Origin of the sequence: Streptomyces sp. NPDC047081 (assembly GCF_040643775.1) — a bacterium.
Taxonomy (GTDB): Bacteria; Actinomycetota; Actinomycetes; order Streptomycetales; family Streptomycetaceae; genus Streptomyces.
Genome location: NZ_JBEYUY010000032.1, coordinates 61369 through 76884, shown reverse-complemented (window position 1 = coordinate 76884; position 15516 = coordinate 61369). Strand labels below are relative to the sequence as shown.

General features: G+C 70.7%; 13 protein-coding genes and 1 riboswitch. Of the genes, 11 read left to right on the top strand and 2 right to left on the bottom strand.

Going from position 1 to position 15516, the window contains the following annotated elements; genetic code table 11:
- Positions 1–71 precede the first annotated feature (71 nt).
- From ABZ848_RS40950 to ABZ848_RS40925, 6 genes are all read left to right on the top strand, one after another.
- Complete coding sequence (locus ABZ848_RS40950) at positions 72–881, top strand: c-type cytochrome (RefSeq protein ID WP_360840308.1); 810 nt, start codon at positions 72–74, stop codon at positions 879–881.
- The gene (locus tag ABZ848_RS40945; RefSeq protein WP_360840306.1) at positions 878–1933 is read left to right on the top strand and encodes a Rieske 2Fe-2S domain-containing protein; all 1056 of its coding nucleotides are present in this window, start codon (positions 878–880) and stop codon (positions 1931–1933) included. Before ABZ848_RS40950 ends, ABZ848_RS40945 begins: the two co-directional genes overlap by 4 nt.
- Positions 1930–3564 carry a cytochrome bc complex cytochrome b subunit gene (locus ABZ848_RS40940; protein ID WP_360840305.1) on the top strand — a complete coding sequence of 545 codons (1635 nt, stop codon included), beginning with the start codon at positions 1930–1932 and terminating at the stop codon, positions 3562–3564. The genes ABZ848_RS40945 and ABZ848_RS40940 overlap by 4 nt, the downstream gene beginning before the upstream one ends.
- Before the next feature lie 141 nt (positions 3565–3705).
- Positions 3706–4770, top strand: a complete 1065-nt coding sequence (gene trpD, locus ABZ848_RS40935) for an anthranilate phosphoribosyltransferase (protein WP_360840303.1) — start codon at positions 3706–3708, stop codon at positions 4768–4770.
- 75 nt (positions 4771–4845) lie between these two features.
- A riboswitch (SAM riboswitch) is annotated at positions 4846–4962 on the top strand.
- A 124-nt stretch (positions 4963–5086) separates the two neighbouring features.
- Positions 5087–6448, top strand: a complete 1362-nt coding sequence (locus ABZ848_RS40930; protein ID WP_360840302.1) for an aminotransferase class V-fold PLP-dependent enzyme — start codon at positions 5087–5089, stop codon at positions 6446–6448.
- Positions 6449–6517: 69 nt separating this feature from the next.
- Positions 6518–8710, top strand: coding sequence for a serine/threonine-protein kinase (locus ABZ848_RS40925; protein WP_360840300.1), 2193 nt, complete (start codon positions 6518–6520; stop codon positions 8708–8710).
- Here the strand turns inward: ABZ848_RS40925 and ABZ848_RS40920 are convergent.
- A complete protein-coding gene (locus ABZ848_RS40920) occupies positions 8707–8988 on the bottom strand; it encodes an Lrp/AsnC ligand binding domain-containing protein (RefSeq protein ID WP_089101146.1) in 282 nt (93 codons plus the stop codon). The genes ABZ848_RS40925 and ABZ848_RS40920 overlap by 4 nt on opposite strands.
- Positions 8985–9719 (bottom strand): rhomboid family intramembrane serine protease, encoded by a 735-nt coding sequence (locus tag ABZ848_RS40915; protein WP_360840298.1) that lies wholly within the window; start codon positions 9717–9719, stop codon positions 8985–8987. Before ABZ848_RS40915 ends, ABZ848_RS40920 begins: the two co-directional genes overlap by 4 nt.
- Before the next feature lie 343 nt (positions 9720–10062).
- On the opposite strand from ABZ848_RS40915, the gene ABZ848_RS40910 reads away from it, so the two are divergent.
- The 5 genes from ABZ848_RS40910 (at position 10063) to ABZ848_RS40890 (ending at position 15508) form a co-directional block, all read left to right on the top strand.
- On the top strand, positions 10063–10302 hold the full coding sequence (locus ABZ848_RS40910) for a hypothetical protein (RefSeq protein WP_037719539.1): 240 nt from the start codon (positions 10063–10065) through the stop codon (positions 10300–10302).
- A gap of 37 nt (positions 10303–10339) precedes the next feature.
- Positions 10340–11683, top strand: a complete 1344-nt coding sequence (locus ABZ848_RS40905; protein ID WP_360840296.1) for an NYN domain-containing protein — start codon at positions 10340–10342, stop codon at positions 11681–11683.
- A 330-nt stretch (positions 11684–12013) separates the two neighbouring features.
- A complete protein-coding gene (locus ABZ848_RS40900) occupies positions 12014–13048 on the top strand; it encodes an NlpC/P60 family protein (protein ID WP_360840295.1) in 1035 nt (344 codons plus the stop codon).
- 227 nt (positions 13049–13275) lie between these two features.
- Positions 13276–14286, top strand: a complete 1011-nt coding sequence (locus ABZ848_RS40895) for an NlpC/P60 family protein (protein WP_360840294.1) — start codon at positions 13276–13278, stop codon at positions 14284–14286.
- Between the two features lie 31 nt (positions 14287–14317).
- Positions 14318–15508, top strand: coding sequence for a hypothetical protein (locus ABZ848_RS40890; RefSeq protein ID WP_360840292.1), 1191 nt, complete (start codon positions 14318–14320; stop codon positions 15506–15508).
- Positions 15509–15516: the final 8 nt, after the last annotated feature.

Genomic DNA, 15516 nt, shown 5'->3' with positions numbered 1-15516 from the left:
TTCCCGCGTGCGCCGGGCAGGCGCACAACCCACAAGCATCGACGCAGAAGATCCTGACACCGGGGTAATCCGTGAAAAAGCTCTCCGCACGACGACGCCATCCGCTGGCGGCGGTCGTCGTCCTACTCCTCGCGCTGGCGGCCACTGGGGGGCTGTACGCCGCGTTCGCGCCCGCGAGCAAGGCGCAGGCCGATGAAACCTCCCAGTCTCTCGCCATCGACGAGGGCAAGAAGCTCTACTCCGTAGGCTGCGCTACGTGCCACGGAACCGGCGGTCAGGGCACCACCGACGGCCCGAGCCTGGTCGGCGTGGGCTCCGCGGCCGTCGACTTCCAGGTCGGCACCGGCCGTATGCCGGCCCAGCAGCCGGGCGCGCAGATCCCGCGCAAGAAGGTCATCTACAGCCAGGCCGAGATCGACCAGCTGGCCGCGTACATCGCGTCGCTGGGCGCCGGCCCGACCGTCCCCACGAAGGCGCAGTACGGCCCCGACGGTGCCGACATCGCCAAGGGCGGCGAGCTGTTCCGCACCAACTGCGCGCAGTGCCACAACTTCACCGGCAAGGGCGGTGCGCTGACGCACGGCAAGTTCGCGCCGAGCCTCGAGGGCGTCGACCCGAAGCACATCTACGAGGCCATGCAGACCGGCCCGCAGAACATGCCGTCGTTCCCCGACACCACGCTGTCGGAGCAGAACAAGAAGGACATCATCGCGTACCTGAACGCGGTCAACGGTGACGACACCGAGAGCCCCGGCGGCCTTGAGCTGGGCGGTCTCGGCCCGGTCTCCGAGGGCCTGTTCGCCTGGATCTTCGGACTCGGCGCGCTGATCGCGGTCGCCGTCTGGGTCGCCGCTCGGACCGCAAAGGCCAAGAAGTCATGAGTAGCCAAGACATTCCAGAAGAGAACCTGCCCGCTGAGCAGGACGCGCACGGCGCGGTAAGCGTCGCGGACGACAAGGACCCCTTCGCGGATCCGGGTCTGCCCCCGCACGAGCACCGGATCCAGGACATCGACGAGCGGGCTGCCAAGCGGTCCGAGCGCACGGTGGCCATGCTGTTCACGGTCTCGATGCTCGCCACGGTCGGCTTCATCGCCTCCTACGTGGCGATCCCGCACGACAAGTCGATCTTCGTCTTCCCGATCGGCCACATCAACGCGCTGAACTTCGCGCTGGGCCTCACCCTGGGCCTCGCGCTGTTCGCCATCGGCGCCGGCGCGGTCCACTGGGCCCGCACCCTGATGTCCGACGAGGAGATCGCCGACGAGCGGCACCCGATCGAGGCCTCGCCCGAGGTCAAGGCCAAGGTCATGGCCGACTTCAAGCAGGGCGCCAAGGAGTCCGCGCTCGGCCGCCGCAAGCTGATCCGCAACACGATGTTCGGCGCGCTGGCCCTGTTCCCGCTCTCCGGCGTCATGCTGCTGCGCGACCTCGGCCCGCTGCCGGGGACCAAGCTCCGCCACACGCTGTGGTCCAAGGGCAAGCTGCTCGTCAACATGAACACCAACGAGCCGCTGCGCGCCTCCGACGTCGCGGTCGGCTCGCTCACCTTCGCCAAGCCCGAGGGCCTGGAGGAGCACGACGAGAACTTCCAGACCGAGATCGCCAAGGCGGCCCTGATGATCGTCCGGCTGCAGCCGGACAACATCAAGGACAAGCGCGAGCTCGAGTGGTCGCACGAGGGCATCGTGGCGTACTCGAAGATCTGCACCCACGTCGGTTGCCCGATCTCCCTCTACGAGCAGCAGACGCACCACGTGCTGTGCCCCTGCCACCAGTCCACCTTCGACCTCTCCGACGGTGCCCGAGTGATCTTCGGCCCCGCCGGTCACGCCCTGCCGCAGCTGCGCATCGGCGTGAACGACCAGGGCTACCTCGAGGCGCTCGGCGACTTCGAAGAGCCCGTCGGTCCTGCATTCTGGGAGCGCGGATGAGCACCAACACCAGCACCGAGGCCCGGCGCGGCAAAGCGCCGGCCGGCGAGCGCGTCGCCGACTGGGCCGACGGCCGGCTGGGGATCTACTCCCTGGCCAAGACCAACATGCGCAAGATCTTCCCCGACCACTGGTCGTTCATGTTGGGCGAAGTGTGCATGTACAGCTTCATCATCCTCATCCTCACGGGTGTGTACCTGACGCTGTTCTTCCACCCGTCGATGAACGAGGTGGAGTACCACGGCAGCTACATCCCGCTGCAGGGCCAGATGATGTCCGAGGCCTTCAGCTCGACCCTGCACATCTCCTTCGACGTGCGCGGTGGTCTGCTGATCCGGCAGATCCACCACTGGGCCGCGCTGATCTTCCTCGCGGGCATGTTCGTGCACATGATGCGCGTGTTCTTCACCGGCGCGTTCCGCAAGCCGCGTGAGGTCAACTGGCTGTTCGGCTTCCTGCTGCTCGTCCTGGGCATGTTCACCGGCTTCACTGGTTACTCGCTCCCGGACGACCTGCTCTCCGGCACCGGTGTCCGCTTCATGGAGGGCGCCATCCTGTCCGTGCCGATCGTCGGCACGTACCTGTCGATGTTCCTCTTCGGCGGCGAGTTCCCCGGCGGCGACTTCGTGGCCCGGTTCTACTCGGTCCACATCCTGCTGCTGCCGGGCATCATGCTCGGCCTGATGGTGGGCCACCTGATCCTGGTCTTCTACCACAAGCACACGCAGTTCGCGGGCCCCGGCAAGACGAACAACAACGTCGTCGGCATGCCCCTGCTGCCGGTGTACATGGCGAAGGCCGGCGGCTTCTTCTTCCTGGTCTTCGGCGTCATCACGGCCATCGCGGCGATCGCCTCGATCAACCCGATCTGGGCCATGGGCCCCTACCGCCCGGACCAGGTGTCGACCGGCGCCCAGCCCGACTGGTACATGGGCTTCTCCGAGGGCCTGATCCGTGTCATGCCGGGCTGGGAGATCAACCTGTGGGGTCACACGCTCGTCCTGGGTGTGTTCATCCCGCTGGTGATCTTCCCGCTGGTCCTGGTCTCGATCGCGGTCTACCCCTTCATCGAGTCCTGGGTCACCGGCGACAAGCGCGAGCACCACATCCTGGACCGTCCGCGCAACGCCCCGACGCGTACCGCGTTCGGCGCCGCCTGGATCTCCTGGTACTTCGTGCTGATGATCGGTGGCGGCAACGACCTGTGGGCCACCCACTTCCACCTGTCGATCAACGCGATCACCTGGTTCGTGCGTGTCGCCTTCTTCGTGATGCCGGTCCTGGTCTTCATCGCCACCAAGCGGATTTGCCTCGGCCTCCAGCGCCGCGACAAGGACAAGGTGCTGCACGGTCGCGAGTCCGGCATCATCAAGCGCCTGCCGCACGGTGAGTTCATCGAGGTGCACGAGCCGCTCAGCCAGGACGCGCTGCACACCCTCACCGCGCACGAGCAGTACAAGCCGGTCGAGATCGGCCCGACGGTCGACGAGAACGGCGTGGAGCGCAAGGTGAAGGGCGCCGAGAAGCTGCGCGCCAAGCTCAGCGAGGCGTACTACGGCGAGGAGTCCCAGATTCCGAAGCCGACCGTCGAGGAGTACAAGGAGATCACGAGCGGCCACGGCCACCACTGATCCCCACCTGTCGCTGCGCTCGCCACAGCGCGGCAGAAGGGCCCCGTCCGGTGTTCGGACGGGGCCCTTCTCCATGCCCTGAGCTGGATAGGGTGGGGCTCACCACTGTTTTCCGGTTCTACGACGACCAGGAGCGGCCTTATGAGCGCTGTGACCCCCGCTGGAGGCGACACCGCGGCGGGCCGTTCCTGGCCCAGGCTGCTCAACGGCCTGCTGGACGGCCACGACCTGTCCGCCGACGACACCGCGTGGGCGATGGACCTGATCATGCGCGGCGAGGCGACGGACGCGCAGATCGCCGGGTTCGCGGTGGCGCTCAGGGCCAAGGGCGAGACCGTCGAGGAGATCACCGGTCTGGTCCGCACGATGTACGAGCACGCGAACGTGATCGAGGTGCCTGGGCGCACCGTCGACATCGTCGGTACCGGCGGCGACGGCGCGAAGACGGTGAACATCTCCACGATGTCGTCGATCGTCATCGCCGGCACGGGCGCGAAGGTCGTCAAGCACGGCAACCGGGCCGCGTCGTCCGCGTCCGGTGCCTCGGACGTCCTGGAGAAGCTCGGCGTCAATCTGGAGCTGACACCCAAGCGGGTGGCCGAGGTGGCCGAGGAGGCCGGTATCACCTTCTGCTTCGCGATCAAGTTCCATCCGGCGCTGCGTCATGTGGCCGCCGCGCGTGGGCAGTTGGGCATCCGGACGACCTTCAACGCGCTCGGTCCGCTCACCAACCCGGCGAAGGTGAAGGCACAGGCGGTCGGTGTCGCCGACCCGCGCATGGCCCCGCTCATCGCGGGTGTGTTCGCCGAGAGGGGCAACTCCTCACTCGTCTTCCGCGGCGACGACGGCTTCGACGAGCTGACGACCACGGCGACCTCCCGCGTCTGGATCGTCCGCGACGGCAAGGTCACCGAGGAGACCTTCGACCCGCGGGACGTCGGCATCCAGCTGGTCCCCGTGGAGGCCCTGCGGGGAGCGGACCCGGCCTACAACGCCGACGTCGCCCGCCGCCTGCTCGACGGCGAGACGGGCCCCGTCCGCGACGCCGTACTCCTGAACTCGGCGGCGGCGCTGGTGGCTCTCGACCCGGGCCCCGGCACCCTCGCCGAGCAGATCGCCGCCGGCATGGCCAAGGCGGCCGAGTCGATCGACTCCGGGTCGGCCAAGCGGGCGCTGGACCGCTGGGTGGCGGCCAGCAACGCGTAACCGCCGTGAGGCGCGGTCCCGTAATCCGGACACGAGTTGCGGGACCGCGATCACTTCACGTACGTTCCTGTACCAGGTCATGAGTGACAGTCATGAGGCCCCGGCCGACTGTCCGGCAACCCTCCGTCCGTGGCGGGGTGCCCCGGGTGAAGACCAGGCCGTAGGCAGCGAGGTCTACGGCAAGCGCGGGCCCCTCTCGAAACCAGGGGTCCTGGTCGTTCGAGGGAGTCTTCCGTGAGCAAGCGAATGCGATAGGGCGCCGAGCCCCGCCTCCGCACACCCATCTCACCTTTTTCTCTTTTCACGGGAGTTCCCCATGTCCGTCTCCACCGCTGCCTCCGCCCGGACCATTTGTGCCCCGCTGCCCGTTCTGGGCCGTGATGTAACCGTCCCGCTCGTCACCGGCGGCGAGGTCACCTACGCGGCGCTCGACTACGCGGCCAGTGCCCCCGCCCTCCAGCGCGTCTGGGACGACGTCGCGGCCTACGCGCCCTACTACGGCAGCGTCCACCGCGGCGCCGGCTACCTCTCGCAGCTCTCCACCGACCTCTTCGAGAACGCCCGCAGGACCGTCGCCGAGTTCCTGGACTGCCGCGCCGACGACCAGCTGATCTTCACCCGGTCGACCACCGACTCGCTCAACCTCCTCGCCGCCGCCCTCCCGGCCGACTGCCAGGTCTTCGTCTTCGAGACCGAGCACCACGCGAGCCTGCTGCCCTGGCAGGACGCCCGGGTCACCTACCTCAACGCCCCGCGCACCCCGCGCCAGGCCGTCGAGACCCTGGAGAAGGCCCTCGCCGACCGCGACCCCTACGGCCCGGCCCTGGTCTGTGTGACCGGCGCGTCCAATGTCACCGGCGAGCTGTGGCCCGTGAAGGAACTCGCCGCCGCCGCCCACGCGCACGGCGCCCGGATCGTCCTCGACGCCGCCCAGCTGGCCCCGCACCACCCGGTCTCCGTGCAGGACCTCGACGTCGACTGGGTCGCCTTCTCCGGCCACAAGCTGTACGCCCCCTTCGGCTCCGGAGTCCTGGCCGGCCGCGCCGACTGGCTCCAGGCCGCCGACCCCTATCTCGTCGGCGGTGGCGCCAGCCGCAAGGTCACCCGGCGCGAGGACGGGGGAGTGGACGTGGAGTGGCACGAGAGCGCGGCCCGCCACGAGGCCGGCTCCCCGAACGTCATCGGCGCCTACTCCATCGCGTCGGCCTGCAAGGCCCTCACGGAGGCCGGCTTCGACACGCTGGTGGCCCGTGAGCAGTACCTGATCGAGAAGGTGAAGGCGGGTCTCGCCGAGGTCCCCGAGGTCCGCGTCCTCTCCCTCTTCGGCGACGACGCCCCGCGTGTCGGCGTGATCTCCTTCGTCGTCGAGGGCTGGAACAGCTCGCACTTCGCCGCCGCGCTCTCCGCCGAGTACGGCATCGGCGTCCGCGACGGCCTCTTCTGCGCCCACCCGCTGGTCAGGACCCTGCTCGGCTCCGACCCGCAGACCCAGGGCGAGTGCGGCGCGCCCGAGGCCGCGCCCGGCGAGAAGTCGCTCAACGCGATCCGGGTGAGCTTCGGCGCGGGCACGCCGGACGAGCACGTCGAACGGTTCGTGAACGCCGTCAGGGAACTGGTGACGGCCGGCGCGAAGTGGCAGTACCGCACCGAGGACGGCCGTTGCGTGCCGGCGGTCTGAGGCGCCGTACGACATCCGACGTATACGCTCCCCCTCAAGCAGCAGGACGCTGAACAGGGGGAGCACGGGGTGGAATCGCTGCGCGCGAACGATCCGCGGCGGATCGGGCCGTACGAGGTGCTGGGCAGGCTCGGTTCGGGCGGCATGGGGGAGGTGTACCTCGCCGAGGGGCGGGGCGGGCTGCGGCTGGCCGTGAAGGTGGTGCGGGCCGAGCACGCCGAGGACCGCACCTTCCGGGCCCGCTTCCGGCAGGAAGTGCGGGCCGCGCAGACCATCGGCGGGACGGGGACGTACACCGCGCGGGTCGTCGACGCCGACACCGAGGCCGAACGGCCTTGGATGGCAACCGAGTTCGTCGAGGGCCCGAACCTGCGGGACGCGATCCTCGACCACGGCGCGCTGCCCGACCGCGCGGTGCGGCTGCTGGCCGCCGCGCTCGGTGAGGCGCTCGCCGCGATCCATGCCAAGGGGATGGTCCACCGGGACCTGAAGCCCTCCAACATCCTGCTGGCGCCGGACGGCCCGCGGGTCATCGACTTCGGGATCGTACGGGCGCTGGAGGCGACCGCGCTGACCAACACCGGGGCGGTCGTCGGCTCGGTCGGCTATGTCTCGCCCGAGCAGATCCGCAACGGCGCGGAGGTGGGCCCGCCGAGCGACGTGTTCTCGCTGGGCGCGGTCCTCGCGTACGCGGCGGCGGGGCGCGAACCCTTCGGCGAGGGCCAGGACTCGGTGATCCTGCTGCGCATCCTGACCCGCGACTTCGACCTCTCCGGCGTACCGGACACGCTCCGGCCCCTGGTCGAGGCCTGCCTGGCCGAGGACCCGGCGGCCCGCCCGGCCCCGCCAGCGGTCCCCGCGGCCGCCGGCCACACCCCCGACACCCTCCGCGAGGGCCTGCGCCCCGGCTGGTACCTGGCCCCCGTGCCCGCCGGCGAGCGCGAACGCTGGCTCCCGGAGCGGGACTCGGGGGAGCGGGAGAGCCGGGTCGAGTACGTCGCGCCGATGACGGTCACCGAGGTGACGGACATACCCGATGTGACTGCCGACGCAGGCGTGCCGACCGCCGAACGCCCTTCCCGCCGCGGCATGTTGAGGGTGCTGACCGGCGGGGCCGTCATCGCCGCGGGGGCCGGGACCGGTGGCTGGCTGTGGCTGCGGGACCGGGGCGGAAGCGACGGGTCGGGGGGTTCCGGCGGTGTGCCCGGCACGTCCGTCTCCAGTGACCGGTCTTCGGGGGCGACGCTCCCGCCGGGCGTGAGCTGGGCGTACGACGCGGGCGGGCTCGGCGGGCGCGCGGGCGGCCGGCACGGGGCGTGTGTCGCGGTGTCGCCCGCCGGCGACCGGTTGTACGTCGGGGGCGCGGACGGCTCGCTGCACGCGCTGACCCCCGCCGGGAAGCAGCTGTGGGCGGTCGACCTGGGCGGCCCGGTGATGCCGCCGGTGGCCACCGACGACGGCGTGTACTGCCTGCTGGAGGACGGCGGCGAGGGCGCGTCCAAGCTGTGCGCGGTCACGCCGAACGGGCGGCTCCACTGGACGAAGAAGATCGACGGGGGCGGCAGCCAGTTCCCGGTGACCGCCGGTGACCTGCTGCTGGTCACGACCGGTGCCACGTCGGACGAGGGCAGCGTCCGGGCCTACCTCCCGAGCGGCGATCTCGTCTGGGACAAGCGGACCGACGCGGCGCCCACCAGCGAGCCGGCGGTGGGCAACGGCCTGGTCTACGTCGGCACCTTCGGGGACGTCGTACAGGCCTTCGACATGATGGACGGGAAGCTGCGCTGGTCGGCGTCGGCGGGGGTGGACCCCGGGCGGCCCACCCGGATCGGCAGCACGCTGGTGGTGGGATCCGGCGGCACGGAGTCGCTGCACGGCATCGGCGTGAGCGGCAAGGTCCTGTGGAACGCCGCCAACGACGACGCGGGCGGAGGCCGGTACTTCACCTCGGTCCGGTTCGGCGGCCTCGCGGTCACCACCGACCAGGGGCGCCTCGCGGCCATCGAGCCCGCGACCGGTAAGACGAAGTGGGCCTTCGAGAGCCCGCAGGGCGGCGCGGACCACAGCGACCCCACGGTCGTCGGGAACTCCGTCTACGTCTGTCTGGACGGCGCCCTCTACGTCGTGGACGCGAACGGCAGGCAGCTCCGCAAGCTGTCCTTCGCCGACCCCGAGCTCGACGGCGGCGTCCACAGCCCCGTGGTCCTGCGCAACCGCGCCTATGTGGCGACCGCCGTGGGGATCGCCGCCCTGGAGCTCTAGCTGTCCAGCCCGATGGCGAACGCCGCCTCCAGGTCGTGCTGGGAGTACGTGCGGAAGGCGACGTGCGTGTCCGTGGCCTCGACGCCGGGGATCTTGCTGATGCTGCCGGGGATGACCTCGGCGAGGTCCTCGTGCTGCTTGACCCGGACCATCGCGATCAGGTCGTAGGTGCCGGTGACCGAGAAGACCTCGCTGACGGAGTCCAGCGCGGCGATCCGCTCCGCGATCTCGGGGATCCGGTCCACGCTGGTCTTGATGAGGACGATCGCGGTGATCACGGCTGGTTCTCTCCCTCGGGGGCCGGAGCTGGGGCGGAGTCAACTGTAGTCGTACGGCGGAATCGGGCCCACGCGTACAGGAAGCCCAGCCCGAAGCCCACCAGGTGCGCCAGATATGCCACCCCGGGGCCCTGGGGCGCCCGGCCCGCCGCGAGCCACTGGAGGGACGCCCAGAAGGGCAGCACCACCCAGGCCGGGAAGCGCAGCGGGAGGAAGAAGAGGAACGGGAGCAGGCTTGTGACCCTGGCTCCGGGGAACAGGTAGAGAAACGCCCCGAGGACCGCCGAGATCGCCCCGGACGCGCCGACCAGGGACTGCTCGGACGCGGAGTTCGCCGCCGCGTACCCCAGCAGGGCGAGGTAGCCGCAGCCGACGTAGAAGAGGGTGAACTGGAGACGGCCCATGCGTTCCTCGGTCATCACCCCGAAGACGTAGAGGAAGAGCATGTTGCCGAGCAGGTGGACCCAGCTGCCGTGGACGAAGAGGGCCGTGGCCGGGGTCAGGGCGGCGCGCGCGGAGCCCTCGAACAGCTCGGCCGGGACCACGCCCCAGCGGTGGAAGTAGGCGCGCTGCGCGGCGAGCAGCGCGTCCCCGGAGCCGTAGGCCGGATTCAGCCCCCCGGCGGGGCCGGCCACGAAGGCCAGACAGCAGACGGCGATCAGCCCGTACGTGACCGGTGCCGAGGGTCTGCGGAGCACTCTGCCGACGGTCGCGTTCCAGTTGCCGATCATGAACACAGAGCATGACGTAACCGGACGCAGGGTCACAGACCGCCTCGCCGCCAGGGCCTGTCCGGCGGATCAGGTCGGAGGGAATCGGCGGCAGCCTGTTGGCGCAGGTGAGCGGGGTATGGTGCGTCCGACTGCAAGGCGGAGGAGGGCGCCGATGCGGAGCATCGGTAACCGACGACAACGCCGCAGGTGGGCGTGCCATACCCCGCGTCTCCGACATGATCCGCCGGACAGGCCCTGGGGACGGACCAGCGGCGGGTTGCCGCCAGGCCGTAGGGTTACGGCCACACGCTCCAGGGAAACTGGCGCGTCACGGAGACTAGAAGGAAAGCGAACAGTCACGATGACGGTTCCCCTGCCGACCGCCTCGACGCGGTGGCGCTGCACCCTCTGCGGAAACCTCACGCGCTTCGACGTGACCCGCTCGTCGAAGGTGGTCGAGTACGTCCACCTCGACCTGGCCGGAGAGCCGAAGGTCGAGGAGCGCGAGGTGGTCAGTGAGACCATCGAGTCGGTGCGCTGCCGCTGGTGCAACGCGGTGGATCAGGTGGAACTCGTGGACAGGCCGGGCGCCGGCTCCTGACAGGGAGCGGCCCCGCACGGTAAATGGGGTGTGACGGATGGTGGAGACACAAGGCGGGGGGCCGGGCGACGGCGCCGCCGAGGTGCTCGACCGTCCGCTGCCCGACGGCGTGCGCCGCAGGGTCGTGCAGATCGTCTCGGACGGGTTCGGCGGGCTGACCGTCGGTGAACTGCCCGCGCAGCTGCGGCAGTACGCCCGGTTCGCGCCGAACCGGCGGGCGAAGTTCGCCGGGAACGCGATGGCGGCCGCGCTGGAGACCGATCCGCTGTTCCGGCAGCGCATCGGGGAGAAGCTGAGAGAGGCCCAGCCGGAACTGACCGGCGCCCTCGACTCCGGCTCGCCGCCCCCGGCCGCGGATCCGCTCGACGTGGCGGCCGCGGCCTATGTGCTGCGGCCCACGGGCTGGGTGAAGCTGGTGACCGCGGCCGGCGAGGAGGCCCAGCGCGCCGACGCCGAGCGGGCCGGCGAGGAGAGCCGGGCCGAGCTGGAGCGGCTGCGCGAGGAGCTCGCCGGCGCCCGTGACCAGACCCGGGCCGAGACCGAGCGGCTGCGGCTGGAGCTGGAGGCCGCCAAGAAGGAAGCGGAATCGCTTCACCGCAAGCTGCGGGCCGCCCTCAGTGACGTCAAGCGCGGCGAGGCCGCTCTGCGCAAGGTGCAGGGCGAGATGGAGAGCCTGCGCGCCGAGGGGCAGGCCCAGGTGTCCGCCGCGGAGAGCGAGGCGCGGCGGCTGAAGGCGCGGCTCGGGGAGTCCGAGGCGGCGCTGGAGGCCACGCGCAAAGCAGCGCGGGAGGGGCGCAGTGTCGAGGACATGCGCGTGCGTCTGCTTCTTGACACCGTTCTGGACGCGGCCCAAGGGCTGCGCCGGGAGCTGGCGTTGCCGCCCGTGTCCGTACGGCCGGCCGAGACCGTGGATGCGGTCGAACCGGGACGAATGACCCCGAAGGACATCGCCGCACGGGCGCTGTCCGAGCACGATCCGGCCGTTCTCGACCAGCTTCTGGCCTTGCCGCAGGCGCACTTGGTGGTCGACGGCTACAACGTCACGAAGACCGGCTATCCCCAGATGCCGCTGGAGAAGCAGCGCCTGAGGCTGCTCGGGCAGCTCTCGCAGCTGGCCGCACAGACCGGCGCCGAGGTCACGTGTGTCTTCGACGGGGCCGAGCTGGCCGCGCCGGTGCTGCTCGCGCCGCCGCGCGGGGTGCGGGTGCTGTTCTCGAAACCCGGCGTCACCGCCGACGAGTTGATCCGCCAGCTGGTCCGCGCCGAGCCGCCGGGCCGCCCGGTCATCGTCGCCTCGACCGACCGTGAGGTGGCCGACGGCGTCGCCAGGGCAGGTGCCCGACCGGTCGCTTCCGCGATGCTTCTGAAGCGCCTGTCCTGAAGGTCGAACTTCCCTCCTGAGTGCCGAGGTTGAGGGCGACGGGTTTGCTCGGGTCTGCCGTGCATGTCCGAGTCGGTCGCGTGGTCCGACCTGTCTTTCTGCTGGGGGTCCGGGGGTTATCCCCCGGGAAGATGCAGCAATGCCCGAATTCGCGGGGTCTGTCACGCAACGTAGTGTCAGTCGGGGATCACTGCACGTGAGTTGTGTGTAAAGAATGCATGGCGTGACAGGATTTTGCTCCTGAGGATTTGAACTGATCACAGGAAGGTCACTAGGGTCTGGGCTCGAACCTCCGAACGGGTGATCACTCTCAAGAAGGAGCCCGCGTCCGTGGCGTCCCATCGTCGACCCAAGCAGCCGAGCCGGGCCCGTGTGACCGTGCTCACCACCGCAGCTGCTGCCGCCGTTGCCATCAGCGCCCAGGCCGCGAACGCCGCGCCGAGCGAGAAGCCGTCGAAGGACGAGGTAAAGGCGAAGGTCGACGCGCTCTACGAGCAGGCCGAGCAGGCCACCGAGAAGCTCAACGGCGCCAAGGAGAAGCAGGAGAAGCTCCAGAAGGAGATCTCCACCATCCAGGACAACGTCGCCCGCGGCCAGGAGGAGCTCAACGAGCTGCGCGACTCCATAGGCCTGGCGGCCGCCGCCCAGTACCGCACCGGCTCCATCGACTCCTCCCTCCAGCTCTTCCTGTCGTCGAACCCCGACGACTACCTGGACAAGGCCTCCACGGCCGACCAGTTGAGCGCCCAGCAGGTCGAGGCGCTGAAGAAGATCCAGGAGAAGCAGCGGGTCCTCGCCCAGGAGCGCGCCGAGGCCTCCGACAAGCTCAAGGACCTCGCCACCACCCGGGCCGAACTGGCCAAGCAGAAGAACGCGGTCCAGAGCAAACTCGCCTCGGCGCAGAAGCTGCTCAACTCCCTGACCGCCGCCGAGAAGGCCGCCCTCGCCGCCGCCGACGCCCGCGCCAGCCGCTCCTCCGCCGACCGCGTCGACCTCGGCAACAGCACCGCCGCCTCCAGCCGTGCGGCTGCCGCCTTCCAGGCCGCCCAGACCAAGATCGGCTCCCCCTACGTCTACGGCGCCTCCGGCCCGTCCTCCTTCGACTGCTCGGGTCTGACCTCCTGGGCCTACTCCCAGGCCGGCGTCTCCATCCCGCGCACCTCGCAGGCCCAGGCCAGCGCCGGCACGCGGATCTACAGCGAGAGCCAGCTCAAGGTCGGCGACCTCGTCATCTTCTACGGCGACTACCACCACGTCGGCCTCTACGCGGGCAACGGCCAGGTGCTGCACGCCCCGCGCACCGGCACCGTCGTGCGCTACGAGTCGATCAGCAACATGCCGTTCCAGTTCGGCGTCCGGATCTGACCCCGTACCCGTTCGAACCAGGCACAACACGACCCCCGAACGGGCGAATTACGACAACTTCCGCTGACCCCGCGCCCCGCCGATGACCTGCGTCAGAGGCGGGGCGTCACTTTGTGTGCTCGTGGAGGTCTTTGGCCGAGCCCCTGCCGCGGGGCTACTGTCTGCCGCGTTTCCCCGCTGCGCCGGGGAGGCAGTCCCTGTCGCCAACGGAAGGAGCGCGGCTTCCCGTGGGCTCCCATCGCCGCCTTGCACCGTCCTCCGGGTTCAACCGGGGCGCGGGCGCCGCCCTGTGCGTCCTGTCCGCCGCTGCCGCCGCCCTCGGCGCCGTACCGGCGAACGCCGCACCGCACGACGACACCAAGGCCGAGGTGGACCGGCTCTACGAGGAGGCCGAGAAGGCGACCCAGGCCTACGACAAGGCCGACGAGACCGCGGGCGCGCTGCGCCGCGAGGTGGGCCAGGCGCAGGACCGGATCGCCCGGCAGCAGGAGCGCATCAACTCCATGCGGGAGACGCTCGGTTCGCTGGCCGGCGCCCAGTACCGCTCCGGCGGCATCGACCCGTCCATCGCGCTGCTCTTCTCCGACGACCCGGCCGACTACCTCGACAAGGCCTCGGTCCTCGACCGGATCGGCGCCCACCAGGCCGGCGAGCTGAAGGAACTCCAGTCCGTCATGCGTGAACTGGCCCAGGAGCGCGCCGAGGCGGCCGACAAGCTCGCCGAGCTGGAGCGCAGCCGCAAGGCGGTCGCCACCCACAAGAAGACCGTCGAGCGCAAACTCGCGAAGGCCCGGCAGCTGCTCAACTCCCTGCCGTACGCGGAGCGCGCCGCCTACGACCGGGCCTCCCGCGGCGGCGACGTCCCCGACCTCACCGGCGTCGTCCCGCCCGACGCCCGCGCGGCCGCCGCCATCGCCGCCGCCCGCTCCGCGCTCGGCAAGCCGTACGTCTGGGGCGCCACCGGCCCCTCCGGCTTCGACTGCTCGGGCCTGATGCAGTGGTCGTACGCGCACGCCGGCGTCCATCTCCCGCGCACCTCGCAGGCGCAGCGGTACGCCGGACACCAGGTCCCGCTCTCCCAGGCGCAGCCCGGCGACCTGGTCGTCTACCGGTCCGATGCCAGCCATGTCGCCATGTACGTGGGCAACGGCCAGGTGATCCACGCGCCGTACCCCGGCGCGCCGGTGCGCTACGACCCGGTCAACATGATGCCGGTCTCGTCCGTGACGAGGGTCTGACCGGGCGGCTGATCGGCCGTACGATCCTGAAGTGGCTGGTCGTAGGCGGGCGCCGAGGTCCGCGGTGGTGGTTCTCGTTCTGCTGCTCGTCTCCCTGGTGGCGTGCGGCGGGGGAGCCGCGGGCGACGGAGGCAAGGCCGACCTGCAGCGGGTCCTGGACCGCCGGGCCACCGCGGTCCTCGACCGCGACCGCGCGGCCTTCGTGGCGACGGGTGCGCCCGGCTGGTTCGAGAACGTGCGCGGAATCCCGCTGCACTCCTGGTCGTACCGGGTCACCGCACTGCACCGCGGCGCCGACCGGGTCACCGCCGACGCCGAACTGCGCTACGAGGTCGAGGGCTACGACAACGCCCCCGTCACCGTCGGCCGCACGCTCACCCTCACCCGGGACCCGGACGGCGACTGGTACGTGCTCTCCGACGCGCCCGCCAAGAAGTCCGCCGAGCAGCTGTGGGACCAGGGCTCGGTGACCGCCGTGCGCGGGAAGCGGAGCCTCGTCCTGGGCGTCGGCCAGACCAGCGAGCTGCTGCACGGCTACGCCGACCTCGCGGACGCCGCCGTACCGGCCGTGTCCGGGGCCTGGGGCACCGACTGGGCCCGGCACGTCGTGGTCCTCGTACCGAAGTCGCTGGAGGGCATGGCGGGGCTGCTCGGCTCGCCCGCCTCCCAGTACCGGGGGATCGCCGCGGTCACCACCGGCGAGGTGGGCGGCCCGCCGACCGCGCCCGCGGACCGGATCATCGTCAACCCGGACGCGTACGGCGTCCTCGGCACCCTCGGCAAGCAGGTCGTCCTCACCCACGAGACGACCCATGTCGCCACCCGCGCCCACACCACGGCCGCCACTCCGCTGTGGCTCTCCGAGGGGTACGCGGACTGGATCGGCTACCTCGGCACCGGCCGCACGGCCGCGCAGGCCGCGCCCGAGCTGGCGCGGGCGGTGGCGGACGGGCGGGAGCCGACCGAGCTGCCGACCGACAAGGACTTCGGGTTCAGCGGCGACGCGACGAAGCTCGCGCAGGCCTACGAGGGCGGCTGGCTGGCCTGCCGGATGATCGCCGGCCGGTGGGGCGAGAAGCGGCTCGGCGAGTTCTACCGGGCCGTCGGAGACCACCGGACGCGGGCGGGCTCGGTCGAGGGCGCGCTGAAGCAGGTGCTCGGGACGACGCCGGAGAAGTTCACCGCCCAGTGGCGCGAGTACCTGCGGGACGAGCTGGGCTGACCGGGCCC

Coding starts and splice junctions, on each gene's coding strand:
- ABZ848_RS40915 (WP_360840298.1), bottom strand. CDS start 9,719: ATGATCGGCAACTGGAACGCGACCGTCGGCAGAGTGCTCCGCAGACCC.
- ABZ848_RS40945 (WP_360840306.1), top strand. CDS start 878: ATGAGTAGCCAAGACATTCCAGAAGAGAACCTGCCCGCTGAGCAGGAC.
- ABZ848_RS40930 (WP_360840302.1), top strand. CDS start 5,087: ATGTCCGTCTCCACCGCTGCCTCCGCCCGGACCATTTGTGCCCCGCTG.
- trpD (WP_360840303.1), top strand. CDS start 3,706: ATGAGCGCTGTGACCCCCGCTGGAGGCGACACCGCGGCGGGCCGTTCC.
- ABZ848_RS40940 (WP_360840305.1), top strand. CDS start 1,930: ATGAGCACCAACACCAGCACCGAGGCCCGGCGCGGCAAAGCGCCGGCC.
- ABZ848_RS40910 (WP_037719539.1), top strand. CDS start 10,063: ATGACGGTTCCCCTGCCGACCGCCTCGACGCGGTGGCGCTGCACCCTC.
- ABZ848_RS40905 (WP_360840296.1), top strand. CDS start 10,340: ATGGTGGAGACACAAGGCGGGGGGCCGGGCGACGGCGCCGCCGAGGTG.